The following is a 26,538-nucleotide window of genomic DNA, read 5'->3' on the forward strand; positions in this document are numbered from 1 at the left end:
CAAGCTTTAGCTATTTAAGGGAGAGCTGCCTGGAACGGACGGCCATCTCAAATCACACGGTTTGCGTTATGCGGGAACTACCCAACGAGGTCCTATGAGCACAGGTGATCTTCAGCTGCGCTCGGTCAGCCAGCTAATGACCGAGTCGTTCTTCATCCCCGCTTACCAGCGTGGCTATCGCTGGACCTCTCGGCAAGTTACTGAGTTGCTTGACGATGTGGCCGCTTTCACAGAAAGGAAAAGGCAGGTTCAGGGAGAGTTTTACTGCCTGCAGCCAATCGTCGTTACACAACGCAACGGCCACTGGGAACTCATTGATGGGCAGCAACGGCTTACCACGATCTTCCTGATCCTCTCCTATTTCAACAACCGCTTGGTAGTTGACGAGCGCAAGACTCTGTTCGCACTCAACTACGAGACTCGTCAGAACAGCGCGAGCTATCTGCGCACCCTCGACGAAGAGCTACATGAGGAGAACATCGATTTTTTCCATATCTGGCAGGCGTACCAAGCCGTTCGCGATTGGTTCAAGCCTAGGAGCAACCGGCTGAACTACATCGAGGCCGCCTTTCTGAATGAGGTCAGAGTCATCTGGTACGAGGTTGACCAGTCCGTCGAGCCGATTGACGTATTCACGCGCCTGAATGTTGGCAAAATCCCGCTCACGAACGCGGAGCTTGTGAAGGCCCTGTTCTTGCGAGGTGGCAATTTCGACGGTGAAGGAATACGCGCCAAGCAATTGCAGCAGTTGAGGATTGCCCAGGACTGGGATGAGATCGAGCGACGTCTGCAGGAAGAGGCTTTTTGGTACTTCTTGGCCAATCGACAACAAGAAGCGAATCGGATTGACCTAGTCCTTGGGTTACGGGCCGACGAATTACAGCAGGTTGCGAATCGCTGGGATACTAACAGCCTGTTCCTTGCATTCAACACGCATCTAACTGAAAAGCAGGACGCGGTTACAAGCGAGTGGGACGCAGTAAAACGAATGTTTCTGCAACTCGACGAGTGGTTCAGGGACCGGTTCTTGTATCACATTGTTGGCTTTCTCCTAAGCCAAGACGTCAAAGTGGGACAGATACGCGACCTCGCGCGAAGCTCTGGTTCCAAGACAGCCTTTCGAGCTGCGCTCAAGGCAGAAGTGTTCAAGCTGGTCTTTGGTAAATCTCGAAGCAACGCGGGTGAAAGCGATTTGGCCCGGTTCGTTGAAGACCACGTCGCGCAGCTGGACTATGAGTCGCATCGTGAGTCCATCCGCCGTCTGCTCCTGCTGTTCAACATCGCTTCGTTACTGGAACTCGGCGATAGCGGGCCGTGGTTCCCTTTCGACCACTTTAAGAAAGATCAGTGGGACTTGGAACATATTCGCTCGGTAAAGTCTGACATGCCTCAGCGTATTGACGCCCAAAAAGCCTGGCTCGGACAGGCTGTCGAATACTTCTCCGAGCCCGAGTTGGCAGCGGTAGGCCGTGTCCCCCCCACATCCGAGCAGGAGCTGGTTGAGCGCTTGCGGACGCTGCGTGACAAGGAGCCCTTCGATGCTTCCGCATTTGAAGTTGCGTTCAACGACGTCATAGATCGCTACGATCCGGGTTCAGATATTGAAGTCGACAACAGCATTGGTAACTTGACATTGCTTGACGCAGGTACAAACCGAAGCTACGGGAACGCTATCTTCCCTCACAAGCGGCGCAAACTCATCGCGCTGGACAAGGCGGGGCGCTTCGTTCCGCCTTGTACAAAAAATGCCTTCCTGAAGTACTACAGCACCAAGATCGACGAAATGCTGGTCTGGAGTCGAGTAGATGCGAAGGAGCACCAGCACGCACTCAGTAGTTCGCTGGTTCGCTTTTTCACATATAACGGAGCATGCGCATGAGCGAGGCACGGCAGCATTCATTCGCGACGCTCTTCTCAAGCGTAGATGGCGTTGAAATCCCTATCATCCAACGTGACTACGCCCAAGGCCGCAAGCAGTCCACCGACGTTTTGGATGGCTTTCTGACATCGTTGTGGGACGCATTGAACAGTGAGCACGAGTACGGACTTGATCTCGACTTCATCTATGGAACATTTGAGGACGGCGCAGGCAGGGTGCTCTCGCTACTTGACGGCCAGCAGCGCCTAACAACTCTGTTTCTCCTGCACTGGTACATCGCAATGTGCGAGGGGCAACTGGAAGATTTCAGGGGGCGCTGGACAAAAGGCGGACGCTCTAGGTTCACCTATGCCACGCGGCCTAGTTCTGCTGAGTTCTTCGATGCGCTCGCAAACGCCGTCATTGCGCCCCCAGCGGACGGGAAGCATTGGAACGGCAAACTCTCGGCACACTTGGTCGACAGCAATTGGTTCTTCCTGTCGTGGCGCAGCGATCCTACTGTCGCGGCTTGTCTGACCACACTCAACTCCATTGCCCAGAAGTTTGGTGTCACTAAAGGCATGTATGCGCGACTCGTGGATGAGCAGCAGCCCAAGATTACTTTCCACTTTCTCGACTTGGAGCGCTTCGGCCTGACCGACGATCTGTACATTAAAATGAATGCCCGGGGCAAACCGCTCACGCCCTTCGAGCATTTTAAGGCATGGCTTGTCAGGAGTGTGGCGTCAGAGCCTTGGGCCAGCAGATTCGATCTAGCAATGGACCAGAAGTGGATGGACCTTTTCTGGCGCCTTGCCTCCCAGAAAAAGGGCTTAGCCATTGGGCAAGCGGTTGACGAGCTTTACCTTCGCTTCATGTACGTGATGGCATTCTTCGACTCCTGTAATCGAATCGAGCGTGCTTATGGCGCATCAAGATCGACAATAGAATGGATCACGAAGTTGCGCCATGCGCGCGGCTACATCCCGCTGCGGGAACTCGAGGCCCAAGGGGCATTCAATCCCTCGAGTGCGCAAGTCGTCTCGGTGGTATTGGACCACTTCTGCGACACTGCCTCGGCGTCAGATCTGAAAACGCTGGAGAAAGCACTGGCACCTAACAGCGATTACCTCGATCTAATAAGGCTGTTCTGCGTGGTTGCTTGGGTGGACAGTCCCGCGGCGAAGTCAGGCTCGCCTGAACTGGAGAGAGAGCGGTCTAGATGGGATCGCATCACCTCAAACCTTCTCGCTAACCATCGTGTCGACGATGTCTACATAGCCATCCTTGCTGTCAAAGGGGTGCAGGCCCTGGCTTCTCACGTCGGAAATCTGTACGAATCGCTATCCAAAGCGATCGAGCCTCCCGCCGGCTTCAGTGGCGAGCAGGCAAAGGAAGAAGTGCGCAAGGTGGGACTGATTGTTGAAGATCCGACACGGGAAGCCTCGTTTATTGAAGCGGAGGCACATCCATACTTGCAAGGAAAAATTGGGTTTCTGCTTGACTTCAGCACTCCATCCGACGGGCCACTTGACCTTGACGCATTTACCCGCTACTCGGAGCGAGCTAGAGCCGTCCTCGATGAGGGCGTGCGCGCCTCCACAGACCACCTTCTTGAGCGTGCTTTGTTGTCCATGGACGACTACCTGATTGGGCGTGGATCCTCCAAGTTCTCCTTCTGCCAACCCGATGCTGGTACCTATCGTGACAGGTCGGAGAATTGGTTGAGGGTGATCGGTCGGCGCGAGTTCCAGAATCTGCTCGACCGCATCGAAGGCAATGCGAATGCTGCGCTGCAGCAAATCATCGAGACTGCAGTCTGCACGGATTGGCGGAGGTATGTCGTCGCGGAGCCGCAGCTTATTGACTATTGCGGGGAACGTCTCATACACCGTGAAGAATCAGGTGACATCTATTTGTTGTCACGCAAGCGCCTTTCCGGGTACCACGCGGAGCTAAGTAGTTACGCTCTGTTCCTTGCGCTGAAACGTTCGAAAGGTGCATTGCCGGGAATGACTTACTACTACTCTGAGACCTATGACGACACCCAACCCGCACTTGTGCTTCAAGGCTCTCAGGAGTTGAGAGTCAGCTACGGTGCTGGCGCCTGGCAGTGCAGTGGCCCAACCGGACTGGCACCGCTCCCTGAGCTCTTGCTGAAGTTCATGGGCGAGCATTGCTTCATCGCGGCGAGAGACTAGCTTGGAGGCTCACTGGGCGGTGAGCTGAGGGACTCTGACGGCCAAAAGGAACCGGTCTCGAACGGCAGCTTCGCCAATAGCGGACGCTCAGGAACGACCGTTTCCGACCCATACAGTGCGACCTCTACGCTACGCAGTTAGCGGCTTGGGTCGAAATTGGACCGGAATATTGGTTATATTGCCCCCTCGCCTTATTGGCTGGCTGGCGGTTGCAGTAGCCCCTATGAGCAGATTCCCCGGAGGTATCCGAAAATCGAAGGCTCAATGAGATCATCCTGATATATTGGTTTGGAGAATACCTGGCCCGTTTCGACTCTTTACCTCAAATCCGTGTACAGCTTTTCAAAAGATTTTGAAATGGAATATTCAGTTATGAAACCATTAAGGCGCTCAATTCAAAGTAGCATTCACAGTGTAAAACCACCGGAGAGCGACCCTGAGTTTGAGGATATCTGTCTAGATCTTTTCAAATTCATACTGAAAGATCATAACGTAAAGATACATAACAAAATAAGCCCTAGCTATGTAACTTATAAAGGCACGAAAGGAGACAGACAATATGGGTTTGACATCAAATGCAAGGCAAGCCTAGCCGTAGCGCAATGCAAACTTGTTGAGAGCTTATACCCCAGCGACTTAGAACAAGAACTTACTAAGCTCAAAAAATATCAAGGAGTTGTATCTCATTATTTTTTTCTTATTTCGAATGACAGAGTGAAATCCTCACTTCAAGTTTGGGTAGATGAAAAAAACAGTGAAACAGAAGAGAAGGCAAACGAAGATAAACGGTTCCCGGTCGAGCCGGCTGTCCGTCTTCCTTGGTTTCACATAATTGGCTGGACCGAGATCAGAAACTACCTTCTAGAAAGCACCCTGCTTTCACTTAAGTGGGGGGCTTTACAAAGCCTCACCAATAAATACCCTTACCTTCATGGTCTAGATATAAACCGACTTAAAGTCGCAGTCGAAAATATTTACCAAGCTAGCGAAAGCCTCTCCTGCTCCATAGCCATTTCAGGTTGTGAAAGCTTAACCAGCCAGCTAAACTATAATGAAATCTCCCAACTTGGCCGTTCATCAAGAGTCAGCTTATTTACGCTTAATGGAGTTTCAGGTTTTATCAAGCTTTACGAAGAAGCCCATAAAATCGCGCAAACCTATCACGGCACACTTAAGAAGCTAGAGTCCGAAGATCCTATAACGTACGAAGAAGGTTTGAGTCAGCTAAACACTCTTTCTTTATACTCTGCGAGAATATTCGCTCTTCAGTATTTGCGAAGAGCATATCTTGCTGCCCTCGATTTGAATGACATACTATTTCGAGATGAGGGCTACTATCACGAGGAAACTTATGGAGAGGAAGGCGAGGGTGGCTTTGACGAATTTTTGACCGGATATTTGCTTTTCAATTTTAGTAATCCTGATGAAAATGATAGTCCGTGGTATATCAACCCAACACCAGTTCAAGAATCAGCCTCTACACTTGTTAAGATGTTGCAAAATATTCATATATATCAGGCCGAGTGAGGTTTTCAAGCAGTCCGAGAGCCCTTCTATAAGAATGCGTTATTTTTGAAGCCGGTGTACGCTAGTGCCTACATCTGCAATCGTCTGATTTTGGTCCATTGCCACAGCATTAGAATAGGGATTCGACGCCCTTCGGTAGCTCATCCGGACCGCTCACTCTGGGCGAATATTTAAACAAAAGGAATATTGGGATAATGTGGAAGTTTTCTGGAAATATTCAATATACCTGCGATTGCTGTAGTTACAGTGATTCGATATCAATTGAGGACTTTGATATTGAATGTGTCGGCGGATCAGAAAGAGGCATGGGTCAAGAAAATATTTATGAGGTTTCTTATGGGTTCGATTGCATAAAATGCGAAGATGCGATCTTCCTGAGTTTTGAAGTTTCAGAATATCCTGAAGGTCTATTAAGTTTCGTCATCAATAACTCAAAAGGTGTAGAAACACTTGGTGAGCCTTGCATCGAGCATCTTAGGGAAATATACAGCGCGGAGGATCTGCTACTATTTTACGAGTCAATACAAGAACTAGTAATCGCATTACAAATGAGTCCGGTTCTGGTGCGAGAAATCACAGCGAGAGAGTTCGAAGAGGTCGTAACTGAAATTTTCAGAGCAAAGGGATTTGAGGTCGATTTAACTCAGAGAACCGCCGATGGAGGTAAAGATATAATTGCAATACATACGGACTCACTTGGCATTCGAAATAAATACTTCATTGAGTGCAAGCGCTATGCAGAGGATAATAAAATTGGCGTAGCATTGGTAAGAGCGCTGCAAGGAGTGAAAAATACAAAAGATGGACCGAATAAAACAATTTTAGTTACAACTTCTACATTTACATCTGGAGCCAAAAAATTTGTCGAACATGAAACGTCAAGCAAATGGGATGTGACTTTGGCGGATTATGACGTATTAGTTCGATGGCTGAATGATTACAAAGAGGTATAGAGGCCGGTAGTAGATACTCAAAACGGGAGCCAAAATCCCAAGCCAGTAACCGTATGTTTTTGAGTTCGGTTAGAGAGCTTAAGTCGGATCGTTTTCACCTTCTGAACGTCTGCTTCTGGCCGATTGAGCCCTTCAGTACTTGGCTGACGCACTCGCACTGAGTGGCACCCGCTGACACCCATCAACTGCAAACGGCTGGTCAGCGCGAATCCAAATAACTGGTCAGTGGCAATGCAATTAGGTGGTCAAGTGAGATGCAATTACGCAGAGCCCATGCGAGTGGGAATGCGGAGCCTTCTCGCTCGCGTGGGCTTGGCCGAGAAGCCTAAGAGTGAGGCTTGCAACGGCGACAGTCGCCACTTTTGTCGCCATGCTGCAGGCCAGGTATTGCGCGGGTTGTCGCCGGTGTCGCCGGTGTCGCCAAATCAACCATCACTCCATCTGGGGAGTCATTCTCGGTTACTGGCGGCGTCCGGTGAGCGCTCACCGTATCGGCACGACGTTGTGGTCCCTAGTTTGATTGATCGCAGATGCCGACAGGTTGCCAGTGGCCGCTTTCTGGATGTGCTCGCTCCACCAAGCCATCATCGGACGCCGGCGTTCTATGTAGTCCGCTCGGTTGTAGGCACTTCGGACTTCGTCCTTGTCGACATGCGCCAGCGCGACTTCGATCAGCTCCGGATCCCACCCATGCTCGTTCAGGATGGTGCTGGCCATGGAGCGCATGCCGTGGCTAACCAAGCGGTCCTGGAAGCCCATGCGTTTCAACGCCATGTTGGCGGTCTGGCTGTTGGCGTGGGTGCGAGGGTTTCTATCTGCCGGGAACACGTATTCCCTATGGCCGCTGTGGGGCATTAGCGTCTCCAGTAACGCGAGTGCCTGTTCGGTCAGCGGGATGGTGTGCGGACGACGCTTTTTCATGCGCTCCGACGGGATGGTCCAGATGCGTTTGTCGAAGTCGATGTCTGCCCATCGAGTGGTAGCCGCTTCGGCAGGGCGAGTCATGGTGTGCAGTTGCCATTCGATCAGGCAGCGGGTGATCCGCTTGATGCTGGCGTTTGCGATTTCAATCATGAGTTCGGAAAGCTCATCGGGTCGTAGCGCGGCCATGTTCTGTTTCTTGGGTTTCTTGAATACTGCGCGAATGCCACTGAGGGGGTTCGCAAAGATCAGTCCTGAATTGACCCCATAGGTCATGATTTCGTTGAGTCGTTGGCTCAATCGCTTCACTGTCTCGAGGCTGCCTTTGGCCTCGATTGGGCGAAGCAGTTCGATGACCATTGGTGCGCTGATTTTTGAAAGCGGAGTTGTTTTCAGGTCTGGAAATAAATGCAGCGTGAGCGACCGCCAAATGTCCTCGGCGTAGGCAGGGGTGACCGAGTCCTTCTTGAGTTCGAACCAAGCGGTGGCCACGTTCTCGAAGGTGTGTTCCGTTTCTGCGCGCTTGACTTCATTCAGCGTATTGCGCTGCACCTTCGGATCGATGCCCTGGGCGAGCAGCTCCCGCGCATCGACTGCCATCTTTCGTGCGTTCACCAACGACAGTTCGGGGTAGGTCCCGAAGCCGATTTTGATGCGCTTTTTGGTCACTGGTTCGCGGTAGTTGAATTCCACAGCAACGAGCCGTTGCTGCGTACGCGGAGCTGCAAACCGTCACCATCTGTGAGGACGTAATCCTTGGACGCCGGTTTGACTCCCTTGAGCTGTCGATCGGAGAGGCGGAGGTATTGAGCAGGCATGAGATTGTCCTCAGGCACTAATTCGGTGTTCCAAAGATAAGCACCGGACGGTCTGGAATACCCGAATGGCTGGAACTCAACAACTCTCAAAAGACCGAAAAAGCGCTGGATGCCGCGTATTTACTGGATTTCAGGCACAAAAAAAGACGTCCGTGGACGTCTTTAGATGTGTATTTGGTGGAGCCGGGGGGATTTGAACCCCCGTCCGCCAGTACTCCGCTTTCGGGCCTACATGCTTAGCCGTGTCTATTAAGTTAACCCTCAGCGACCCGACGGGCAGGGTGCTTTGGGCGAGCTGTGTAAGTTTTAGCCGATTCGTCCACAGCGTACTGCACGGCGATCCTGTTCTATATGACAATCACTTTGGGTTTACAGGCATCCCCTGGTGATTGCTGGAGCCGAAGCTACCAGAAGGAAGGCTAGCACCGCTTACGCGGCGAGAGCTTGTTCCCCGTAGGTTTCGTCATTGGCAACTATAGAAAGTTGCAACAGTGGATTTACGACTTCTGTTACCAAGTCGGCATGCCCCTAGAGTTTCATCACCGGCGTCGAATCCTAATCGGCCCCAATTCTGCTGCTCTAGCAGTCAGGCGGCGGAGTCTACCCGAATCAATGAGATACGTCGACCGTCCGCCTGACATTCCGCTCGCGACGGGCTTGGACCAGTCGCGATCCGGCAATTACTTCGCGGCACCGCCGTCGCTGCCGTCACCGCCGGTTTTCAGCTCGGTGATTTTCTTGGTAGTGATGGAGATGCACTCCTTGTCATCGCCACGTTTCTGCGCGGCAGTAGCGTCAGCGACGGTTTTTTCAAGGTCAGTTTTGCTGTCGCCGGTCAGGTTGGTAACGGTCGACGCCTCAGCATTTTTCAGCGCTGCGATGTTCGCGCCGCACAGGTCATCAGCAGCGAAAACCGGGGAACCCAACAGTGCAGCGGTAAGAAACAGTCCAGTCAGTGCAGTGCGCTTCATGTGTATCTCCTTGAGCCTGTTGACTCGGTATCGCCGGCCGATTTTGCCGGTGCCCGAGATAGAGGAAAAAAGCGCCGAATGAGTTGTGGCGCTTAAAGAGATGGACTGCCGCTCATCGCAGGGGTTCTATATTTTTTTCACAATGCTGTGAAAAAGCCACGTTGCTGGATGTTTCGGGATTATGGGGCGATCTCCGCCCCATTTGTGTGCATCAAGCGGTTCTTGGTTGAGTCACTCGATCCACGAGATAGACCAGGCCGTGGTAGTCGATACCACCGTGTTGCGTGAGCCCGATCTCGCAGGTCCGGCTGGTAGAAATCCCCTCATCACAGTACTGGACCGCCTCTTTCAGCGAGCGTAGCGCGTGGGCATTCAGTTCGGGTGTCGTAAAGCCTTTGTCCCCCGCAAAGCCGCAGCAATGAATGCCTTCGGGAACGACCACATTCACGCTGCACATTCGTGCAAGGTCGATCAGCGCCTGGCTCTCGCCCAGGTGTTGCGTGCTGCAAGTGACGTGAACCGCGATGGGCGCCTGCTGCGGGGTGAACACCAGTTTGTCCAGCAGATGGGTTCGGATGAAACGTACCGGGTCATACAGTTCGAGCCGGGTCTCCTTGAGGTCCTGAACCAGGCGCAACGTGCAGGGACTGGTGTCGCAATAGATCGGATCGAGCCCGCCGCGACTGGCCTTGGTCAGCGCAGCAAGCATCTGCTGGCGCTTGCCTTCCGCCTGCTCGGCGTAGCCCTTGGAGGAGAAAGGCTGGCCACAGCACAGACTGTCCTGGTCCTCCGGAAATACCACCTGATAACCGGCTTTCTCCAGCAGCCCTCGGGTCTTGTCCATCAGCGACATCTGTTCGCGATCGCCCGCCGCAGGCCCCATGACGCGGGACACGCAGGCCGCCAGATAGACCACGCGAGGGCGCTGATCTTCAACCGGCGGCCTGAACCGAATAGCGTTCTCGGGCTGCGGCATGGCTGGCGTCCACTGAGGCACGCGGCCTGAAGACGCTTTGCTCAGCGCGCCGGAAATCTTCGCCAGCCTCGGTGCGCCCAACAGCATGCGGGCGCCATTGGCGGCATGCAGCGTAAATCGCGCGCCCTTCAACGCCGTCGCAAAGTGCTGACTGATCCAGCTAGCGGCCTTGTCGTGATGCGCTTGCTCCCCGCGAAGCTTCTTCACCAGCTCGCCTGTGTTGATGCCGACCGGGCAACGTTGCGCGCACAAACCGGTGGCCGCGCAGGTGTCGATGCCGTGGTACTGATAGTCGCGTTCCAGCTGGGTCGTGTCGATGTTCGCGCGTTTTTTCGCCTGAATCTCACGCCACATGACGATGCGTTGCCGTGGGCTCAGGGTCAGGCCTTTCGACGGACATACTGGTTCGCAGAAACCACACTCGATGCATTTGTCGATGATCCCATCGGCAGCGGGCATGGGTTTCAGATGCTTAAGGTGCACCTGCGGATCGTCACTGAGCACGACGTCCGGATTGAGAATGCCAGCGGGATCGAGCAGCCGTTTGAGTTGCCACATCAGCGAGTACGCGTCGCTGCCCCACTCAAGCTCCACGAACGGCGCCATGTTGCGGCCAGTCCCGTGTTCGGCTTTCAGGGAACCGTTGAACTCCACGGCCACCAGTTGCGTGACGTCATCCATGAACGCGGAATAACGCGCGATCTCCTGCGGATCGTTGAAGCCTTGGGTGAAGACGAAGTGCAGGTTGCCCTCCAGCGCATGGCCGAACAGGATCGCCTCGTCGTAGCGGTGCTTTTCGAACAGTTCGATCAATCGCCGAACGCCGATGGCCAGTTGCTCGACGGGGAAGGTCACGTCTTCGATTATCACCGTCGTACCCGTCTCACGCACCGCGCCGACGGCAGGAAAGGTGTCCTTGCGAATGGCCCAGAGCCGTGCGTTCTCGGCCGCGTCTTCGGTGAAATCAACCTGCTTCTCAACCGGAAAGTGCGCGATGGACGCCATGATCTGCGCCAGTTGCTCGTGCAACAACGGCTGCGTCGCAGCGCGGGCTTCGATCAACAGTGCACAGGCGCCGTCCGACAGCTCACGAACGAAGGCCGGCATGCCCGGCTTGTCCTGCACCGAGCGCATGCTGCGCCGATCAAGCAGTTCGACGGCAGCGACCGGCTGGGTTTTCAGCACCGCCACGGCGTTGCAGCAGGTTTCGATGTCGGGAAAAACAATCAGCGCCGTCGCCTTGCTCGGGTGATCGGGCATCGTGTCGTACGTCACCGCGCTGATGAAACCCAGCGTGCCCTCCGAACCCACCAGCAGGTGACTGAGGATGTCGAGCGGCTCGTCGAAATCCACCAAGGCGTTCAGTGACAGGCCGCAGGTGTTCTTCAGACGGTACTTGTGGCGAATCTTCGCGGCGAGTTCGGTGTTTGCGCGCGTCTCACGGCCCAGTTGCGCGAGGCGGTCGAGCAGCTCGGCATGGCTGACTTTAAATGCAGCGACGCTGGCGGCATCTTCCGTGTCCAGGCGGGCGCCGTCGGCGAGCACCAAGCGGATGCCAGCAAGGGTGTGATAGGTGTTCTGGGCCGTGCCGCAGCACATGCCGCTGGAATTGTTGGCGACGATGCCGCCGATTTTTGCCGCGTGCATGGACGCCGGGTCAGGACCGATCTTGCGTCCAAATGGCGCCAGCCAGACGTTGGCCTGTGCGCCGATAACGCCGGGCTGCAAACGGATCTGCGCGCCTTGCTCGCGTATTTCACGGCCGTTCCAGTTGTCGCCGAGCACGATCAATACCGAGTCGCTGATGGCTTGGCCCGAGAGGCTGGTGCCGGCCGCACGAAAGGTCACCGGGACTTTATCGACCTGCGCCAGTTTAAGCAGCGTCACGACTTCGTCTTCTGATTCGACGCGGATGACCAGCTTGGGGATCAGCCGATAAAAGCTGGCGTCGGTGCCGAAGGCCAAGGTCGAGAGCGGGTCGTCGAAGCGTCTTCCGGCAGGAATGAGGCTGTTCACACCGGCCAGAAAAGCGGCGGGCAAGGTCATGCGATTTCCTCGTGGGGGCATCTCGGTGGCGCTGCGGCCTCTGTCGGGCCGCATGCGGGGGGCAGCGCGGTCAGGCGCCCAGTTCGCGGACGAGCGAATCGCGGGTGATCTCGCTGATTGACTTGGCGCCGGTCAGGACCATCGCCACGCGCATTTCCTTCTCGAACAGATCCAGCAGGTTTTTCACCCCGGCCTCTCCGTGGGTGGCCAAGGCGTAGATGAACGCGCGGCCGATCAGCACGGTGTCGGCCCCGAGGGCAATCATGCGCACCACATCCAGGCCGCTGCGAATGCCGGAGTCGGCCAGAATCTTCAGATCGCCTTTTACCGCGTCGGCAATGGCGGGCAGCGCGCGGGCGGTGGACAGCGCGCCGTCGAGCTGGCGGCCACCATGGTTGGACACGACGATGCCGTCGGCGCCGAATTTCACCGCATCCCGTGCGTCGTCAGGGTCAAGGATGCCTTTGATGATCATCGGGCCGTCCCAGGAATCGCGAATCCATTCCAGGTCTTTCCATGAAATCGACGGATCGAAGTTGTTGCCCAGCCAGGCGATGTAATCGGTGAGACCTGTAGGGTTCCCGCGATAGGCCGACACGTTGCCCAAGTCATGGGGCCGGCCGTTGATGCCCACGTCCCACGCCCATTGCGGGTGAGTCATGGCTTGCAAGACCCGGCGCATCGGCCCGCTTTTGCCGCTCATGCCGGAATGGGCGTCACGGTAGCGGGCGCCTGGGACGGGCATGTCGACGGTGAAGACCAGTGTTTTCACACCGGCGGCTTTGGCTCGCTCCAGCGCGTTGCGCATGAAACCGCGATCCTTCAGCACATACAGCTGAAACCACATGGGTCGCTTGATCGCCGGCGCGACTTCCTCAATCGGGCACAACGACACCGTCGACAGCGTGAACGGAATGCCCTTGGCGTCTGCGGCGCGGGCGGCCTGTACTTCGCCACGGCGGGCATACATGCCGCATAGGCCAACCGGAGCCAGTGCCATCGGCATGCTCAGGGTTTCACCGAACAGCGTCGTCTCCAGACTCAGCTCGGACATGTTCTTCAGGATGCGCTGGCGCAGCGCAATGCTGGCCAAGTCGGAAACGTTGTGGCGCAGGGTGTGCTCGGCGTAGGCGCCACCGTCCGCGTAGTGGAACAGGAAGGGCGGGAGCTTGCGCTGGGCGGCGGCGCGGTAGTCGGTGGAGGCAGAAATGATCATGGGATCTCGCAGATGAGTGAGCGGGGCCACAGCCGGGCGCGCAAGCAGCACACCCGGCGCTCGTCTGATTAATGAACCAGCATGCCGGTGAACCAGTACGCCTGGGCGTAGGTGATGCAGCCAACGATCGTGGCGAAGAAAATGCTGTGCTTGAGGGTGAAGCGGAACAGGTCGGATTCTTTACCCACCAGCCCGGTTGCCGCGCAGGCTACCGCGATCGATTGCGGGGAAATCATCTTGCCGGTCACGCCGCCGCTGGAGTTGGCCGCGACCATCAGCACGTCACTGACGCCCAGCTGGTGTGCAGTGGTGGCCTGCAACGAGCCAAACAGGGCGTTCGACGAGGTGTCGGAGCCTGTCAGGAACACCCCGAGCCAGCCGAGGAATGGCGAGAAGAACGGGAAGGCGCTGCCAGTCCCGGCGAGGACCAGTGCGAGCGTCGAGGACATGCCGGAGTAGTTCATGACGAAGGCGAAGGCCAGCACCATGCCGATGGACACGATGGCCCAGCGCAATTCGATCAGCGTTTCTTTGAACGTGACCAAACCTGTTTTAGGTGTAATGCGCAGCACGATCATCGCCAGAATCGCCGAGATCAGAATCGCGCTGCCCGATGCAGCGAGCAGGTCGAACTTGTACACCGCAGGCATGGCCGTCGGGTTGGCGACAATCGGCGCCATCTTCATCACCAGTTGATCCAGGTGCGGCACCGGGAAGTTCATGGTCAGTGCCTGCAATGGACCGCCCGCGGCGAACAGCGCCTTGAACGGCTTCAGCGTCCAGATCGTCACGACGACAGTCAGGATCAGGAACGGCGACCATGCCTTGATGATGGTGCCTGCCGAGTACGGCGATTTTTTGGTGGTGCGCGGCTGACCAAAACCGCCCACATTACCGGCGCCGCCGCCCATGACCGCAGCACCGCCGGACGCACCGACGATTTTTGCATCGGCCGCGCGGGCTGGCTGCCAGACTTTCAGGAAGAAGGTCAGGGATACAAGGCTGACCAGCGCCGAGGTAATGTCAGGCAGTTCCGGGCCAATGAAATTAGAGGTCAGAAATTGCACGATGGCGAAGCTGCCGCCCGCGACCAGAGCCGCTGGCCAGGTCTCCTTGACGCCTTTCACACCGTCCATCATGAACATCAGCCAGAACGGCACGAACACCGACAACAGTGGCAATTGACGACCGGCCATGGCTCCGATCTTGAACGGGTCGAGACCGGACACCTGACCGGCCACGATGATCGGGATGCCCAGTGCGCCAAACGCCACCGGTGCGGTGTTGGCGATCAGGCAGAGGCCGGCGGCATACAGCGGGTTCAATCCCAGGCCAACGAGTAACGCTGCGGTGATCGCCACCGGTGCGCCGAAGCCTGCTGCGCCTTCCAGGAACGCGCCGAAGCAGAATCCGATCAGCAAGACCTGCAGGCGCTGGTCATCGGTGATCGACATGACCGAGCTGCGAATGATCTCGAACTGGCCACTTTTGACCGTCAGTTTGTAGAGAAACACGGCCGCAATGATGATCCACGCGATGGGCCACAAGCCGTAGAGGAAGCCGTAGCCGGCGGACGCGACGGCCATGTCGGCAGGCATCTGGAACGCGAAGATAGCGATCAGTACGGCGAGCAGCAGCGTGATGGCTCCCGCGACGTGCCCCTTGAGCCGGAAGATCGCCAGCGCCAGAAAGAAGAAAACGATCGGAATGACAGCCACCAGCGCCGAAAGGCCCAAGCCGCCGAGAGGTGTGTAGAGCTGTTGCCAGGTTTGCATGTATGAGGCCCCTAATTGTTTTTGGTTAGGCCCGGTGTCCATGTCTTACGTGCGCGGCTCCTGCAGGTGACAACTGCGTATTTGTCGGCCTGCCGGCGCTGACGAACGAGTCGCACAGCTCACCAGCTCAAGCGTTCCGCCGTCGGGAAGTGCCTGCAACGTGGGACAGCGATAAGCCGTCCCTCGCCGGCATTGTAAATTGGTAATACCAATTTACAATGTCTTGGCGCTAGGTTAGGAGCCTTGCTGACGGTGTGTCAATTTATGACGCGTAAACTTTCGTAGCAGCTCGCCCGGATTTCATCCGCACTTCGCCTGAGAGGGAGATTTCTCCTACATCTGCCGGGTGAATGTCTGATCGCGATCAGCGAGAATATGCGCCCCGCGGCCAAGCCAGGCGGGGCAGTCGGGTTGTGGAGTGAAGGGTTATGGGCTTTGATCAGGTGCGTCAGCGCCGCTTGTCCGACGATATTGTCGAGCAGTTGGAAAGGATGATTCTGGAGGGCACGTTGCGCTCTGGCGGTCGTCTGCCGGCTGAGCGAGCGCTGGCCGAGCAGTTCGGCGTGTCGCGCCCTTCGCTGCGTGAGGCGATTCAAAAGCTGACGGCCAAAGGGCTGTTGATCAGCCGTCAAGGCGGCGGCAATTACGTGGTCGACAGTCTTGGGTCCACGTTCAGCGATCCACTGCTTCATCTGTTGGAAAGCAGCCCGGACGCCCAGCGCGACCTGCTTGAGTTCCGCCATACCCTGGAAGCCTCCTGCGCCTACTACGCAGCCATACGCGCGACGGATGTTGATCGGCTGCGGCTGCGCGAGGCGTTCGATGCTCTGCAGGACTGCTACAGCCGCGCGGAGGAAGTGAGTCGTGCGGAGGAGGGCGCAGCAGACGCCAGTTTCCACCTCGCCATCGCCGAAGCCAGCCATAACGCTGTGTTGCTGCACACCATTCGCGGCCTGTTCGATCTGCTGCGGCGCAGCGTGGTCACCAACATCGGCGGCATGTACAAACAGCGCGCAGAAACCCGCGACATGCTGATTGATCAGCATCGTGAGTTGTACCTGGCGATTATCGAAGGGCGGGCAGACGATGCTCGAGAAGTGTCGAGCCGCCATTTGCTGTACGTGCAGGAGGTGCTGGAAGAAGTGCGCCAGCAAGTGCAGCGCACGGAGCGGGCTGAACGGCGCAACCGGATTTGAAGATGCTGCACGGCGCCCGACCCATCGCGGACCGTGCGCCACCGGTTAGAGCGGCGTTTCTAAGCGGCGGGAAAGACTGAATCAGTCTTCCTTGCCCTTGTTCCGCACTGCGCGTTGCAGCTCGCGATTGGAGTCGCGTTCGCGCTCGGTATCGCGCTTGTCGTATTCCTTCTTGCCTTTGCCCAGAGCAATCTCGCACTTGATCAAGTGCTGCTTCCAGTAAAGGGCAAGGGCCACGCAGGCATAGCCTTTTTGCTGTACAGACGACGTCAGCTTTTCCAGCTCGCGCTTGTTGAGCAACAGTTTACGGGTGCGTGTCGGGTCAGCGATGACGTGGGTACTGGCTGTCGTCAGTGGCGAGATATGGCTACCCATCAGCCAGGCCTCACCGTCTTTGAGCAACACGTAACTGTCAACCAGCTGCACCTTGTTGGCACGCAGGCTTTTTACTTCCCAGCCAGCCAGGACCAGACCGGCCTCGAACTTGTGTTCGATGAAGTAATCGTGACGCGCCTTTTTATTTTGCGCGATGGTCCCTGTGGGATGTTTCTTGAGCTTAGCCATAGGCGACGCATTATAGGGATCAACGGGCGTCTCGGCTATGGGCTCGCGCGCTGAAGCTGTGTGCTTGAGCAGGTGGAGTGAATCCCGGACAATGCGCGATCTTTTTTGCGTGTTGGACGTGTCAACGATGTCGACGGACAAGGTTTCGGTTCACGGGAGTTGGGCCAGTCGCTGGGTGTTTATCTTGGCGGCCACCGGCTCTGCCGTAGGGTTGGGCAGCATCTGGAAATTCCCCTACATGGTCGGCGTCTACGGCGGCGGCGCGTTTGTGCTGGTGTTTCTGGCGTGCATCGCCCTGATCGGGATTCCGGTGATGATCGCCGAGACGCTTATCGGGCGACGCGCACGGCAGAGTCCGGCCAACGCGCTGCGTACGCTGGCCCTGGAAGCGGGGCATTCGTCAAAGTGGTCATGGGGCGCTTTCGCCGGCATGGTCACCGCGCTATTGATCCTTTCTTTTTATAGTGTCGTCGGTGGCTGGTCGCTCGAGTACATCATCGATGTCGGCAAGGGCGACTTCAGAGGCGTAACGCCTGACGGTGTCGGTGCCTATTTTGGCGAGATGATTGCCGATCCCTGGCGTCTGGTCGGCTGGCATACGTTATTCATGTTGCTGTCGGCAATCACCATCGCCAAGGGCGTGAACGCCGGCCTCGAGCGCAGCCTGCGTATCCTGATGCCGTTGCTGTTTGTGCTGATGGTGATTCTGTTGGGCTATAGCCTGACCACCGGGCACTTCATGGAAGGCGTGCATTTCATGTTCGACTTCACCCCAGAGAAGCTCCTTGATGGCCTGCTCCCGGCCATGGGTCATGCTTTTTTCTCGCTGAGTGTGGGCGTCGGTTCGATCATGATTTATGGCGCCTACATGACCAAAGAGGCCTCGATCAGCGCGACGGTGGTGGGCGTGGCATTGCTCGACACCTTCGTGTCGCTGCTGGCGGGCCTCGCATTGTTTCCGATTGTGTTCGCGGCGGGTCTGAACCCAAGCGAAGGGCCGGGCCTGATGTTCGTTACGCTGCCGTATGCATTTGGTAACGTCGCCTTCGGTACGGTCATGGGCGTGGTGTTCTTTATCCTTGTCGCGGTCGCGGCCTGGAGCTCGGCCATTTCCTTGCTCGAACCCATGGTCGCGTATCTGGTGGAGCGTACAAAAGTTCGCCGCGGCTGGGTGACGTTCTGGCTATCGTTCATCTGCTGGTTCGTCGGCCTCGGGACGGTTTTCTCGTTCAACATCTGGAAGCAGGCCAAATTCTTCGTGAACGAAGGCGGCGGCTTCCACCTCTATCAGTGGGGAGCGTCGTCGGGGCTGGATTTCTTCGGCGTCATCGATTTCTTCACCTCGCGGATCATGCTTCCGCTGGGTGGATTGTGCTTTGTGGTATTCGCAGGTTGGGTGATGGGACGCGGTGCGGTGCGCGACGAGTTGTCGGTACGCAGCCCGGTTCTGTTCGCTTTAACGTTCTTTTTGATGCGCTATGTGGCGCCGATCGGCATTGTGGTTGTCTTTGCCGCTCAGCTTTGGAAATGACGCTGACATGACTACGCATATTCAACGTTCCGCCCTTTTGCCATATCCCGCCCAGGCGCTGTACGACCTGGTCAACGACGTGAGTCGCTACTCCGAGTTTCTGCCGTGGTGTTCCGCCGGCACCGTGCTTGAGCAGAGTGATACCTCAATGCGTGCGCGTGTCGAGATTGCAAAGGGCGGCCTGAGCCAGCACTTCGTTACTCGCAACACGCTGACGCCGGGGCAAACCATCGAGATGAATCTGGAGGAGGGGCCTTTCAGTCAGCTTCACGGCGTCTGGACCTTCAAGGCCCTGAATGAAAAGGCATGCAAGATCAGCCTCGACCTGTCGTTCGACTACAGCGGTTCGATTGTCCGCGCGACCCTGGGGCCGCTGTTCAATCAGGCCGCCAACACCTTGGTTGATGCTTTCTGCCAGCGAGCCAAAGAGTTGCATGGCTGAGCTAACGATCCGCGTCGAGGTGGTCTATGCCGCCGTCGACCGCCAGGAGTTGCTGACGCTGGACGTGCCCGTCGGAACATCGGTCCGCGCTGCGGCTATTGCATCGGGTATGGCCGAGCGCTTTCATGAGCTGGACATCGCACAGTGCCCGTTAGGCATCTTCGGCAAGCTCGTGGGCGACCCGGAGCAGCGTGAGCTGGAAGCCGGCGACAGGGTTGAGATCTATCGCCCGTTGCTGGCTGATCCGAAAGAGGTGCGCCGTCTGCGTGCTTTAAAAGCAGCTGAGGCGAGAAAAGCGTAAAAACCGATTTAATTTTCTCATCGGCTCGATTGAGAGACGTAAAAAAGCCCGGTATATCCGGGCTTTTTTGTGCGGGTGATTCCACAAGGGAAACAGTGAATCAGCGCGGGTTTGTGTCCAGCGGCTCCTGGGAAGGAACGGGAACGGTTTCGACCTTGTCGACGTCGTTCTGAATCTGCTCAAGCAGCGATCCAGGCTTCGGCGGCTCTTCCTTCGGCGGCTGCGTCCCTTGGTTTTCGGGGGTGACAGTCGTGTCGCTGCTCTTCCCGAGAATGGCCTCGTCGCGGCTGACACCCGGCTTGAAGTCACCGGAAAGGCTCGCCAGCTGGTCATTGCCATTGAAGATCAGGCTGACGCGTTCCTGCTGGCGTTCGCCACCACCAGGCTGCAGGCTGTACAGATAGTCCCAGCGTTCAGGGTGGAAGGTGTCGGTCAGCAAGGGGTTGCCCATGATAAACCTTACTTGCCGACGGGTCATTCCCGGGCGCAACTGGTCTATCATGTCCTGCGTGACGACATTGCCCTGTTGGATGTCGATTTTATAAACCCCGGGGAATGAACAACCGGCGAGTGCGAGCAGTCCCACGAAGGTGAAACTGGTTAGCAAGAGCTTGGTGTTTTGCATCGGTGGGCGACTTCCACTATCTTGGCTGGGACAACGTAAACCCCGATCATACCTGCATTAAGAGAAGCTGCGAAGCAGCGTCTGCGAGAAAGCTGACCATGGTTGAAAATAGCGAACTACGCAAAGCCGGACTTAAAGTGACCCTGCCGCGGGTCAAGATCCTTCAAATGCTCGATTCTGCGCAGCAGCGTCACATGAGCGCGGAGGACGTCTACAAGGCGCTGATGGAGGCCAACGAAGACGTCGGTCTGGCAACGGTTTACCGAGTTCTGACTCAGTTCGAAGCAGCCGGGTTGGTGGTTCGCCACAATTTCGACGGCGGCCACGCGGTATTCGAACTGGCTGACGGAGGCCACCACGACCACATGGTCAACGTGGAATCCGGTGAGGTCATCGAGTTCTTCGACGAAGAAATCGAAAAGCTGCAAAAAGCCATTGTGAGCAAGCACGGCTTCGAGCTGGTTGACCACAATCTGGTGCTCTACGTACGCAAGCAAAAGGTGTAAGCCTTTTGTGAAGTACGACAAAGGCGACCCTCGGGTCGCCTTTGTTGTTTCTGCAGTTTGCGATCAGGGGATGCTGCCAGATCCGCGCCGCCCGGGTTAAGCCGTAAAGATCATCAAGATTTGGATGCGACCACCATCTTCTTGGCGTGTGCGAGGGACTCTTTGGTCAGATCGATACCGCCCAGCATTCGCGCCACTTCCTCCACTCGCTCGTTCTTGCTCAGCTTGGACACCGCTGTACGCGTCACGTCTGATTCCCTGACTTTATGTACAAACAGGTGTTGATGCCCTTGAGCGGCGACTTGCGGCAAGTGCGTAACGGTCATGACCTGGCCGCGTTCGCCAAGACGACGCAGCAGTTGACCGACGATTTCAGCGGTAGGGCCGCCGATACCGACGTCCACTTCGTCAAACACCAGCGTCGGAACCCGAGATGTCTGTGCGGTGATCACTTGAATCGCCAGACTGATCCGCGAGAGTTCCCCGCCCGACGCCACCTTCGCCAGCGCCTTGAGCGGCTGACCCGGGTTGGCGCTGACCAGCAGCTCAACCTGCTCCAGCCCGTTGGGTGACAGCTCTTTGTCTACGTTCTCGCGCAGCTCGATATTGAAGCGTCCGCCCGGCATACCCAGCCGCTGAATTTCATGCTCGACCTTGTGGGCCAGTTCCGGCGCAGCACGGTGACGCAGGTCGCTCAGCTCGCGCGCCTTCTCTTGATAATGCCGCGCATAGGAGCCTACCTCGTGTTCCAGTCTCTCGATTGCTTCGTCGTTGGCGTTGAGGGTTTCGATCTCGTCGAGCAACTTCTGGTGCAGCGCTGCAACTTCAGTAGGCTGCACGCGGTGTTTGCGTGCCAGCGTATAGATGGTGTCAAGGCGCTCTTCGATTTGCTGCAGGCGGGCGGGGTCCGCTTCGAAGCGATCAAGGAAACGGTTGATCTCGCCGACGGCCTCTTCGACCTGAATCTGCGCACTCGAGAGCAGGTTGGTCGCTTCGTTCAACGCATCTGGCGTGTTGTTCACGCTGCTGAGTCGATTAAGGCTGGCGGTCAGTGCGTTCAGCGCATTGCCGGAGTCACTTTCACTGCACAGCTCCACAACTTGCCGGCAGATGCCCAGCAGGCTTTCGGCATTGGTCAGCGTGGTGTGTTCCTGTTCCAGCCGTTCGAGCTCGTTTTCGCCGAGGCTCAGGCTTTCCAGCTCTTCAAGTTGGTAGCTCAGCAACTGATGCTTGGCACGCTGCTCGTCGCCGGAGTTGGAAAGGCGCTCAAGCTCCTGGCGCGTTTGCCGCCAGCGCTGGGAGGCCAGTTGCACTTGACGTGCAAGGTCGGTGGCGCCCGCGTATTCGTCCAGCAAGCGCCGATGGGTATCGGTCTTCAGCAGCGACTGATGCTCGTGCTGGCTGTGAATATCGATCACCAGCTCGCCAAGGGCTTTCAGGTCCCCCTGGGGGCAAGGCGTCCCGTTTATATAGGCGCGTGATCGGCCTTCGGCAGTAATGACGCGGCGCAGAATGCAGGGACCGTCGGTTTCGAGGTCTCGCTCCTTCAGCCATGCGCTGGCTTCAGGGATATCCGACACGTCGAAGGTCGCCAGAATGTCTGCCTTGTCGGCACCTGGCCTTACCACGCCACTGTCGGCGCGATCGCCCAGCGTGAGGCCGAGCGCGTCGAGCATGATCGACTTGCCGGCCCCGGTTTCCCCGGTGATCACACTCATGCCGCGATCAAGTTCGAGATCGAGATGTTCAACGATGGCGTAGTTATGTATGGACAGGTGGACCAGCATCAGAGCGGCTCCCAAACAATTTGTCTGGTTATTTATACAGTGTTTTGCTTTGGGCTGACAATGCCCGGCCTTAGCTCGATTTGAAAGGTCATCGCCCATTTTTAGCATCAATCCTGCTTTTCGCCATCGCGCGTGGCCACCGAACCCATGTCAGAACATTTGTAGGGTTATTCAGCCGATCCTGCACCTAAACCCTTGAACCCGAGAATTACGACCCCATATAGCCGGGCAGAGGCGTGAGTTGAGCTCACGGATGTAATTAGAAGGAGAGAATTTATGGCTGACGAACAGAACCCGGACATGCAGGCTCAGGATCAGGCTGCCGACACGGCGACTTCTCAAGATGATCTGGCAACGCGTGTGCAAGTGCTTGAAGAGCAGCTGAAAGCGGCGCAGGACCAGTCTCTGCGTGTGGCTGCGGATCTGCAGAACGTCCGCCGCCGTGCCGAGCAAGACGTCGAGAAGGCGCACAAATTTGCGCTTGAGAAGTTTGCCAGCGATCTGCTGCCGATCGTTGACAGCCTTGAGCGTGGTCTGGACTTGTCCAACTCGGATGACGAGAGCATACGGCCGATGCGTGAAGGCATCGAACTGACGCTGAAAATGTTCTACGACACGCTCAAGCGCTACAACCTTGAAGCCATTGACCCTCATGGCCAGCCGTTCAACGCCGAGCACCATCAGGCGATGGCGATGCAGGAAAGCGCTGACGTGGAGCCGAATAGCGTACTCAAGGTGTTCCAGAAGGGATATCAGCTCAATGGCCGCTTGCTGCGCCCGGCCATGGTCGTGGTCAGCAAGGCGCCATCGCCTGTTTCGCCGTCTATTGACGAGCAGGCTTGAAATTAGCTGAGCGGCCCCCATTTACAGGCCAAGCGTTTAAGAATTACCGCAATTTGTAAATGCAGTTGCGGCAACCAAATTTAAGTTTCGGGAGAATCAAAAATGGGCAAGATTATCGGTATCGACCTGGGGACCACCAACTCCTGCGTCTCGGTTCTGGAAAACGGTAAAGCCAAGGTGATCGAGAACGCCGAAGGCGCTCGTACCACCCCGTCGATCATCGCGTATGCCAACGATGGCGAGATCCTTGTAGGTCAATCGGCCAAGCGTCAGGCAGTGACCAACCCGCACAACACCCTGTACGCGGTTAAGCGTCTGATCGGCCGTAAGTTCGACGAAGAAGTCGTGCAGAAAGACATCAAGATGGTGCCTTACAAAATCGCCAAGGCTGACAACGGCGATGCATGGGTTGAAGTCAACGACAAGAAAATGTCCCCTCCTCAGATTTCGGCTGAAATCCTGAAGAAGATGAAGAAAACCGCCGAAGACTACCTCGGCGAGGCTGTTACAGAGGCGGTCATCACCGTTCCGGCTTACTTCAACGACAGCCAGCGTCAAGCCACCAAAGACGCCGGTCGTATTGCCGGTCTGGACGTGAAGCGCATCATCAACGAACCAACCGCAGCTGCGCTGGCTTACGGTATGGACAAAGCGAAGGGCGATCACACCGTCATCGTTTATGACCTGGGTGGCGGTACTTTCGACGTTTCGGTCATCGAAATCGCTGAAGTTGACGGCGAGCACCAGTTCGAAGTGTTGGCCACCAACGGCGACACCTTCCTGGGTGGTGAAGACTTCGACATCCGCCTGATCGATTACCTGGTTGACGAATTCAAGAAAGAATCCGGCATGAACCTGAAAGGTGATCCGCTGGCGATGCAGCGTCTGAAAGAAGCTGCCGAGAAAGCGAAGATCGAGCTGTCTTCGAGCAATTCGACCGACGTGAACCTGCCTTACATCACTGCAGATGCCACCGGTCCTAAGCACTTGAACGTGAAGATCTCGCGCGCCAAGCTGGAATCGCTGGTTGAAGACCTGGTTCAGCGCACCATCGAGCCTTGCCGCATTGCGCTGAAAGACTCCGGTATCGACATCGGCGCGATCAACGACGTGATCCTGGTCGGCGGTCAGACCCGCATGCCGCTGGTTCAGCAGAAGGTCACCGAGTTCTTCGGTAAAGAAGCGCGTAAAGACGTGAACCCTGACGAGGCCGTTGCCATGGGTGCAGCCATCCAGGGTGCAGTACTGGCCGGCGACGTGAAAGACGTTCTGCTGCTGGACGTCAGCCCGCTGACGCTGGGTATCGAAACCATGGGTGGCGTGATGACCGCGCTGATCGAGAAAAACACCACGATTCCTACCAAGAAATCGCAGGTGTTCTCGACTGCCGACGACAACCAGGGCGCAGTGACCATTCACGTGCTGCAGGGTGAGCGTAAGCAAGCGGCTCAGAACAAGTCCCTAGGCAAGTTCGACCTGGCCGAGATTCCACCAGCACCACGCGGCGTGCCTCAGATCGAAGTGACCTTCGACATCGACGCCAACGGCATTCTGCATGTCGGCGCGAAAGACAAGGCGACTGGCAAGACTCAGTCGATCGTGATCAAGGCCAACTCCGGTCTGTCGGACGAAGAAATCCAGCAGATGATTCGCGACGCTGAAGCGAACTCGGACGAGGACCGCAAGTTTGAAGAGCTGGCCTCTGCCCGCAACCAGGGCGATGCGCTGGTTCACTCGACTCGCAAAATGATCTCCGACGCTGGCGACAAAGTCACCGCGGAAGAGAAGACCGCTATCGAAGCTGCACTGGTTGCTCTTGAAGCCGCTGTTAAAGGCGACGACAAGGCTGCCATCGACGCCAAGATCGAAGAGCTGTCGAAGGTCTCCGCGCCGGTTGCTCAGAAGATGTACGCCGAGCAGGCCGAAAAACCTGAAGGCGGTGCTCAGGCCGCTCAGGAAGAAAGCAAGCCTGCAGACGACGTCGTTGACGCCGAGTTCGAAGAAGTAAAAGACCACAAGTAAGCGCAGGCTCACTTGATCGCCGGTTGACCGCTTTCTGGTGGTCGCTGGTAGGATGTCGCCGCGCGGGAGCTTGCTCCCGCGTTGGCGTGTCTGGAACACCCAAAATTTTCAAGCGCGCGATCCCGTATCGCGGGCTTTGTGGCAAAGCCGGATGCTCCTGCACTCCGGCTTGTTCAGCCGCTTTCCTCGGTCGATCAAAGGCCGTTGAACCAAGACCAGGATCGTTGAATTGACGTGAGTTGGGTCCGGGCCTGAAAGGGGCTCAACGAGTTCGGCAGACTCAGGAGGGTCATGCCGGACGTCCTCAAGAGTGCGGAAAATTTATGTCAAAGCGTGATTATTACGAAGTACTGGGCGTGGAGCGTGGCTCCAGCGAAGCGGACCTGAAAAAGGCGTATCGCCGTCTCGCCATGAAATATCACCCTGACCGCAACCCGGGTGACAAGGCTTCGGAAGACGCCTTCAAAGAAGCCAACGAAGCGTACGAAGTGCTTTCCGATGCCAGCAAGCGCGCGGCCTACGACCAATACGGCCATGCCGGTGTCGATCAGGGCATGGGCGGCGGCGGTTTCGGCGGCGGTGGCGCCAACTTCTCCGACATCTTCGGTGATGTTTTCAGCGACTTCTTCGGCGGCGGTCGCGCCGGCGGCGGTGGTCGCGGTGGTGCCCAGCGTGGCAGCGACCTTCGCTATACCCTCGAATTGAATCTTGAAGAAGCAGTGCGCGGCACGACTGTCAGCATCCGTGTACCGACACTGGTCAACTGCAAGCCTTGCGATGGCAGCGGCGCTAAAAAGGGCTCGTCCCCGGTGACCTGCCCGACATGCGGCGGCATCGGCCAAGTGCGCATGCAGCAGGGTTTCTTCTCTGTTCAGCAGACCTGCCCGCGTTGCCACGGCAACGGCAAGATCATTTCCGACCCTTGTGACTCCTGCCATGGCGAAGGCCGTGTCGAAGAGTCCAAGACGCTGTCGGTCAAGGTGCCGCCAGGTGTCGATACCGGCGACCGTATTCGTCTGTCAGGCGAAGGCGAGGCAGGGACGCAAGGTGGTCCAGCGGGCGACCTGTACGTTGTCATCAATGTACGCGAACACGCGATTTTCCAGCGCGACGGCAAGCATCTGTATTGCGAAGTGCCGATCAGCTTCACCGACGCTGCACTGGGCGGCGAGCTGGAAGTGCCGACGCTGGACGGTCGCGTCAAGTTGAAGATCCCGGAAGGCACGCAAACCGGTAAGCAGTTCCGTCTGCGCGGCAAGGGCGTTGCTCCTGTTCGTGGCGGCGGCGCCGGCGACCTGATGTGCCGTGTGGCCGTCGAGACCCCGGTGAACCTGGGTCGTCGCCAGCGCGAGCTGCTCGAAGAGTTCCGTGCCACCCTTGAAGGCGACAGTTCTCATTCGCCCAAGGCCAGCGGCTGGTTCGAAGGCGTGAAGCGCTTCTTCGGCGATCTCTAAGGGGC

General features: G+C 56.8%; 19 protein-coding genes, 1 other RNA gene and 1 pseudogene. 12 read left to right on the forward strand and 9 right to left on the reverse strand.

All coding sequences use genetic code 11. From position 1 onward, the window contains the following. Positions 1 to 94: 94 nt before the first annotated feature. The 4 genes from AC07RO_RS20490 to AC07RO_RS20505 all read left to right on the forward strand — a co-directional run bounded on the left by AC07RO_RS20490 (position 95) and on the right by AC07RO_RS20505 (position 6,539). Positions 95 to 1,879, forward strand: coding sequence for a DUF262 domain-containing protein (locus tag AC07RO_RS20490; RefSeq protein ID WP_495086928.1), 1,785 nt, complete (start codon positions 95 to 97; stop codon positions 1,877 to 1,879). Beyond that, the gene (locus AC07RO_RS20495) at positions 1,876 to 4,059 is read left to right on the forward strand and encodes a DUF262 domain-containing protein (RefSeq protein WP_304629632.1); all 2,184 of its coding nucleotides are present in this window, start codon (positions 1,876 to 1,878) and stop codon (positions 4,057 to 4,059) included. Before AC07RO_RS20490 ends, AC07RO_RS20495 begins: the two co-directional genes overlap by 4 nt. A gap of 357 nt (positions 4,060 to 4,416) precedes the next feature. Then, a complete protein-coding gene (locus tag AC07RO_RS20500; protein WP_495086929.1) occupies positions 4,417 to 5,586 on the forward strand; it encodes a hypothetical protein in 1,170 nt (389 codons plus the stop codon). A 194-nt stretch (positions 5,587 to 5,780) separates the two neighbouring features. Next, complete coding sequence (locus tag AC07RO_RS20505; protein WP_495086930.1) at positions 5,781 to 6,539, forward strand: restriction endonuclease; 759 nt, start codon at positions 5,781 to 5,783, stop codon at positions 6,537 to 6,539. Between the two features lie 483 nt (positions 6,540 to 7,022). On the opposite strand, the pseudogene AC07RO_RS20510 reads toward AC07RO_RS20505, so the two are convergent. From AC07RO_RS20510 to AC07RO_RS20535, 6 genes and pseudogenes are all read right to left on the reverse strand, one after another. Next, positions 7,023 to 8,278 (reverse strand): annotated as a pseudogene (locus tag AC07RO_RS20510) (integrase domain-containing protein). A 175-nt stretch (positions 8,279 to 8,453) separates the two neighbouring features. Next, positions 8,454 to 8,845: a transfer-messenger RNA gene (ssrA, locus tag AC07RO_RS20515) on the reverse strand. Between the two features lie 113 nt (positions 8,846 to 8,958). Continuing rightward, on the reverse strand, positions 8,959 to 9,249 hold the full coding sequence (locus AC07RO_RS20520) for a PA2433 domain-containing protein (protein ID WP_192173322.1): 291 nt from the start codon (positions 9,247 to 9,249) through the stop codon (positions 8,959 to 8,961). Positions 9,250 to 9,460: 211 nt separating this feature from the next. Beyond that, entirely contained in the window at positions 9,461 to 12,271 is a 2,811-nt protein-coding gene (locus AC07RO_RS20525; RefSeq protein WP_495086931.1) for an FAD-binding and (Fe-S)-binding domain-containing protein, read from the reverse strand. Positions 12,272 to 12,341: 70 nt separating this feature from the next. Further along, entirely contained in the window at positions 12,342 to 13,487 is a 1,146-nt protein-coding gene (gene lldD, locus AC07RO_RS20530; RefSeq protein ID WP_495086932.1) for an FMN-dependent L-lactate dehydrogenase LldD, read from the reverse strand. A 68-nt stretch (positions 13,488 to 13,555) separates the two neighbouring features. Then, on the reverse strand, positions 13,556 to 15,262 hold the full coding sequence (locus AC07RO_RS20535; protein ID WP_495086933.1) for a lactate permease LctP family transporter: 1,707 nt from the start codon (positions 15,260 to 15,262) through the stop codon (positions 13,556 to 13,558). A gap of 428 nt (positions 15,263 to 15,690) precedes the next feature. Here AC07RO_RS20535 and AC07RO_RS20540 point away from each other — a divergent pair, with 428 nt between their 5' ends. Further along, positions 15,691 to 16,458: a GntR family transcriptional regulator gene (locus AC07RO_RS20540; RefSeq protein ID WP_495086934.1), complete on the forward strand. Its 768-nt coding sequence runs from the start codon at positions 15,691 to 15,693 to the stop codon at positions 16,456 to 16,458. 81 nt (positions 16,459 to 16,539) lie between these two features. On the opposite strand, the gene smpB is transcribed toward AC07RO_RS20540, so the two are convergent. Then, positions 16,540 to 17,022: an SsrA-binding protein SmpB gene (gene smpB, locus AC07RO_RS20545; RefSeq protein WP_065987620.1), complete on the reverse strand. Its 483-nt coding sequence runs from the start codon at positions 17,020 to 17,022 to the stop codon at positions 16,540 to 16,542. A gap of 127 nt (positions 17,023 to 17,149) precedes the next feature. On the opposite strand from smpB, the gene AC07RO_RS20550 reads away from it, so the two are divergent. Genes AC07RO_RS20550 through AC07RO_RS20560 form a run of 3 tightly spaced genes read left to right on the forward strand, consistent with a single transcriptional unit; the run spans position 17,150 to position 19,296 of the window. Beyond that, on the forward strand, positions 17,150 to 18,553 hold the full coding sequence (locus tag AC07RO_RS20550; protein ID WP_282367005.1) for a sodium-dependent transporter: 1,404 nt from the start codon (positions 17,150 to 17,152) through the stop codon (positions 18,551 to 18,553). A 7-nt stretch (positions 18,554 to 18,560) separates the two neighbouring features. After that, positions 18,561 to 18,995: a type II toxin-antitoxin system RatA family toxin gene (locus tag AC07RO_RS20555; protein ID WP_133776812.1), complete on the forward strand. Its 435-nt coding sequence runs from the start codon at positions 18,561 to 18,563 to the stop codon at positions 18,993 to 18,995. Next, complete coding sequence (locus AC07RO_RS20560) at positions 18,988 to 19,296, forward strand: RnfH family protein (RefSeq protein ID WP_495086935.1); 309 nt, start codon at positions 18,988 to 18,990, stop codon at positions 19,294 to 19,296. Before AC07RO_RS20555 ends, AC07RO_RS20560 begins: the two co-directional genes overlap by 8 nt. A gap of 100 nt (positions 19,297 to 19,396) precedes the next feature. On the opposite strand, the gene AC07RO_RS20565 is transcribed toward AC07RO_RS20560, so the two are convergent. Next, entirely contained in the window at positions 19,397 to 19,921 is a 525-nt protein-coding gene (locus AC07RO_RS20565) for an outer membrane protein assembly factor BamE (RefSeq protein ID WP_074888447.1), read from the reverse strand. Positions 19,922 to 20,019: 98 nt separating this feature from the next. Here AC07RO_RS20565 and fur point away from each other — a divergent pair, with 98 nt between their 5' ends. Further along, positions 20,020 to 20,427 (forward strand): ferric iron uptake transcriptional regulator, encoded by a 408-nt coding sequence (gene fur / locus AC07RO_RS20570; protein ID WP_065987616.1) that lies wholly within the window; start codon positions 20,020 to 20,022, stop codon positions 20,425 to 20,427. Positions 20,428 to 20,540: 113 nt separating this feature from the next. Here the strand turns inward: fur and recN are convergent, their stop codons facing one another. Beyond that, positions 20,541 to 22,214 (reverse strand): DNA repair protein RecN, encoded by a 1,674-nt coding sequence (gene recN, locus AC07RO_RS20575; protein WP_346627892.1) that lies wholly within the window; start codon positions 22,212 to 22,214, stop codon positions 20,541 to 20,543. Between the two features lie 276 nt (positions 22,215 to 22,490). Between recN and grpE the strand changes: the two genes are divergently transcribed. The 3 genes from grpE to dnaJ all read left to right on the forward strand — a co-directional run bounded on the left by grpE (position 22,491) and on the right by dnaJ (position 26,533). Beyond that, positions 22,491 to 23,057 (forward strand): nucleotide exchange factor GrpE, encoded by a 567-nt coding sequence (grpE, locus tag AC07RO_RS20580; RefSeq protein ID WP_065987614.1) that lies wholly within the window; start codon positions 22,491 to 22,493, stop codon positions 23,055 to 23,057. A 102-nt stretch (positions 23,058 to 23,159) separates the two neighbouring features. Next, complete coding sequence (gene dnaK / locus AC07RO_RS20585; RefSeq protein ID WP_192173314.1) at positions 23,160 to 25,079, forward strand: molecular chaperone DnaK; 1,920 nt, start codon at positions 23,160 to 23,162, stop codon at positions 25,077 to 25,079. A 323-nt stretch (positions 25,080 to 25,402) separates the two neighbouring features. Then, entirely contained in the window at positions 25,403 to 26,533 is a 1,131-nt protein-coding gene (gene dnaJ, locus AC07RO_RS20590; protein ID WP_495086936.1) for a molecular chaperone DnaJ, read from the forward strand. Positions 26,534 to 26,538: the final 5 nt, after the last annotated feature.

It is taken from the genome of Pseudomonas sp. GW821-FHT07F05 (genome assembly GCF_059418765.1).

Coding starts and splice junctions, on each gene's coding strand:
- AC07RO_RS20490 (WP_495086928.1), top strand. CDS start 95: ATGAGCACAGGTGATCTTCAGCTGCGCTCGGTCAGCCAGCTAATGACC.
- AC07RO_RS20495 (WP_304629632.1), top strand. CDS start 1,876: ATGAGCGAGGCACGGCAGCATTCATTCGCGACGCTCTTCTCAAGCGTA.
- AC07RO_RS20500 (WP_495086929.1), top strand. CDS start 4,417: ATGGAATATTCAGTTATGAAACCATTAAGGCGCTCAATTCAAAGTAGC.
- AC07RO_RS20505 (WP_495086930.1), top strand. CDS start 5,781: ATGTGGAAGTTTTCTGGAAATATTCAATATACCTGCGATTGCTGTAGT.
- AC07RO_RS20520 (WP_192173322.1), bottom strand. CDS start 9,249: ATGAAGCGCACTGCACTGACTGGACTGTTTCTTACCGCTGCACTGTTG.
- AC07RO_RS20525 (WP_495086931.1), bottom strand. CDS start 12,271: ATGACCTTGCCCGCCGCTTTTCTGGCCGGTGTGAACAGCCTCATTCCT.
- lldD (WP_495086932.1), bottom strand. CDS start 13,487: ATGATCATTTCTGCCTCCACCGACTACCGCGCCGCCGCCCAGCGCAAG.
- AC07RO_RS20535 (WP_495086933.1), bottom strand. CDS start 15,262: ATGCAAACCTGGCAACAGCTCTACACACCTCTCGGCGGCTTGGGCCTT.
- AC07RO_RS20540 (WP_495086934.1), top strand. CDS start 15,691: ATGGGCTTTGATCAGGTGCGTCAGCGCCGCTTGTCCGACGATATTGTC.
- smpB (WP_065987620.1), bottom strand. CDS start 17,022: ATGGCTAAGCTCAAGAAACATCCCACAGGGACCATCGCGCAAAATAAA.
- AC07RO_RS20550 (WP_282367005.1), top strand. CDS start 17,150: ATGTCGACGGACAAGGTTTCGGTTCACGGGAGTTGGGCCAGTCGCTGG.
- AC07RO_RS20555 (WP_133776812.1), top strand. CDS start 18,561: ATGACTACGCATATTCAACGTTCCGCCCTTTTGCCATATCCCGCCCAG.
- AC07RO_RS20560 (WP_495086935.1), top strand. CDS start 18,988: ATGGCTGAGCTAACGATCCGCGTCGAGGTGGTCTATGCCGCCGTCGAC.
- AC07RO_RS20565 (WP_074888447.1), bottom strand. CDS start 19,921: ATGCAAAACACCAAGCTCTTGCTAACCAGTTTCACCTTCGTGGGACTG.
- fur (WP_065987616.1), top strand. CDS start 20,020: ATGGTTGAAAATAGCGAACTACGCAAAGCCGGACTTAAAGTGACCCTG.
- recN (WP_346627892.1), bottom strand. CDS start 22,214: ATGCTGGTCCACCTGTCCATACATAACTACGCCATCGTTGAACATCTC.
- grpE (WP_065987614.1), top strand. CDS start 22,491: ATGGCTGACGAACAGAACCCGGACATGCAGGCTCAGGATCAGGCTGCC.
- dnaK (WP_192173314.1), top strand. CDS start 23,160: ATGGGCAAGATTATCGGTATCGACCTGGGGACCACCAACTCCTGCGTC.
- dnaJ (WP_495086936.1), top strand. CDS start 25,403: ATGTCAAAGCGTGATTATTACGAAGTACTGGGCGTGGAGCGTGGCTCC.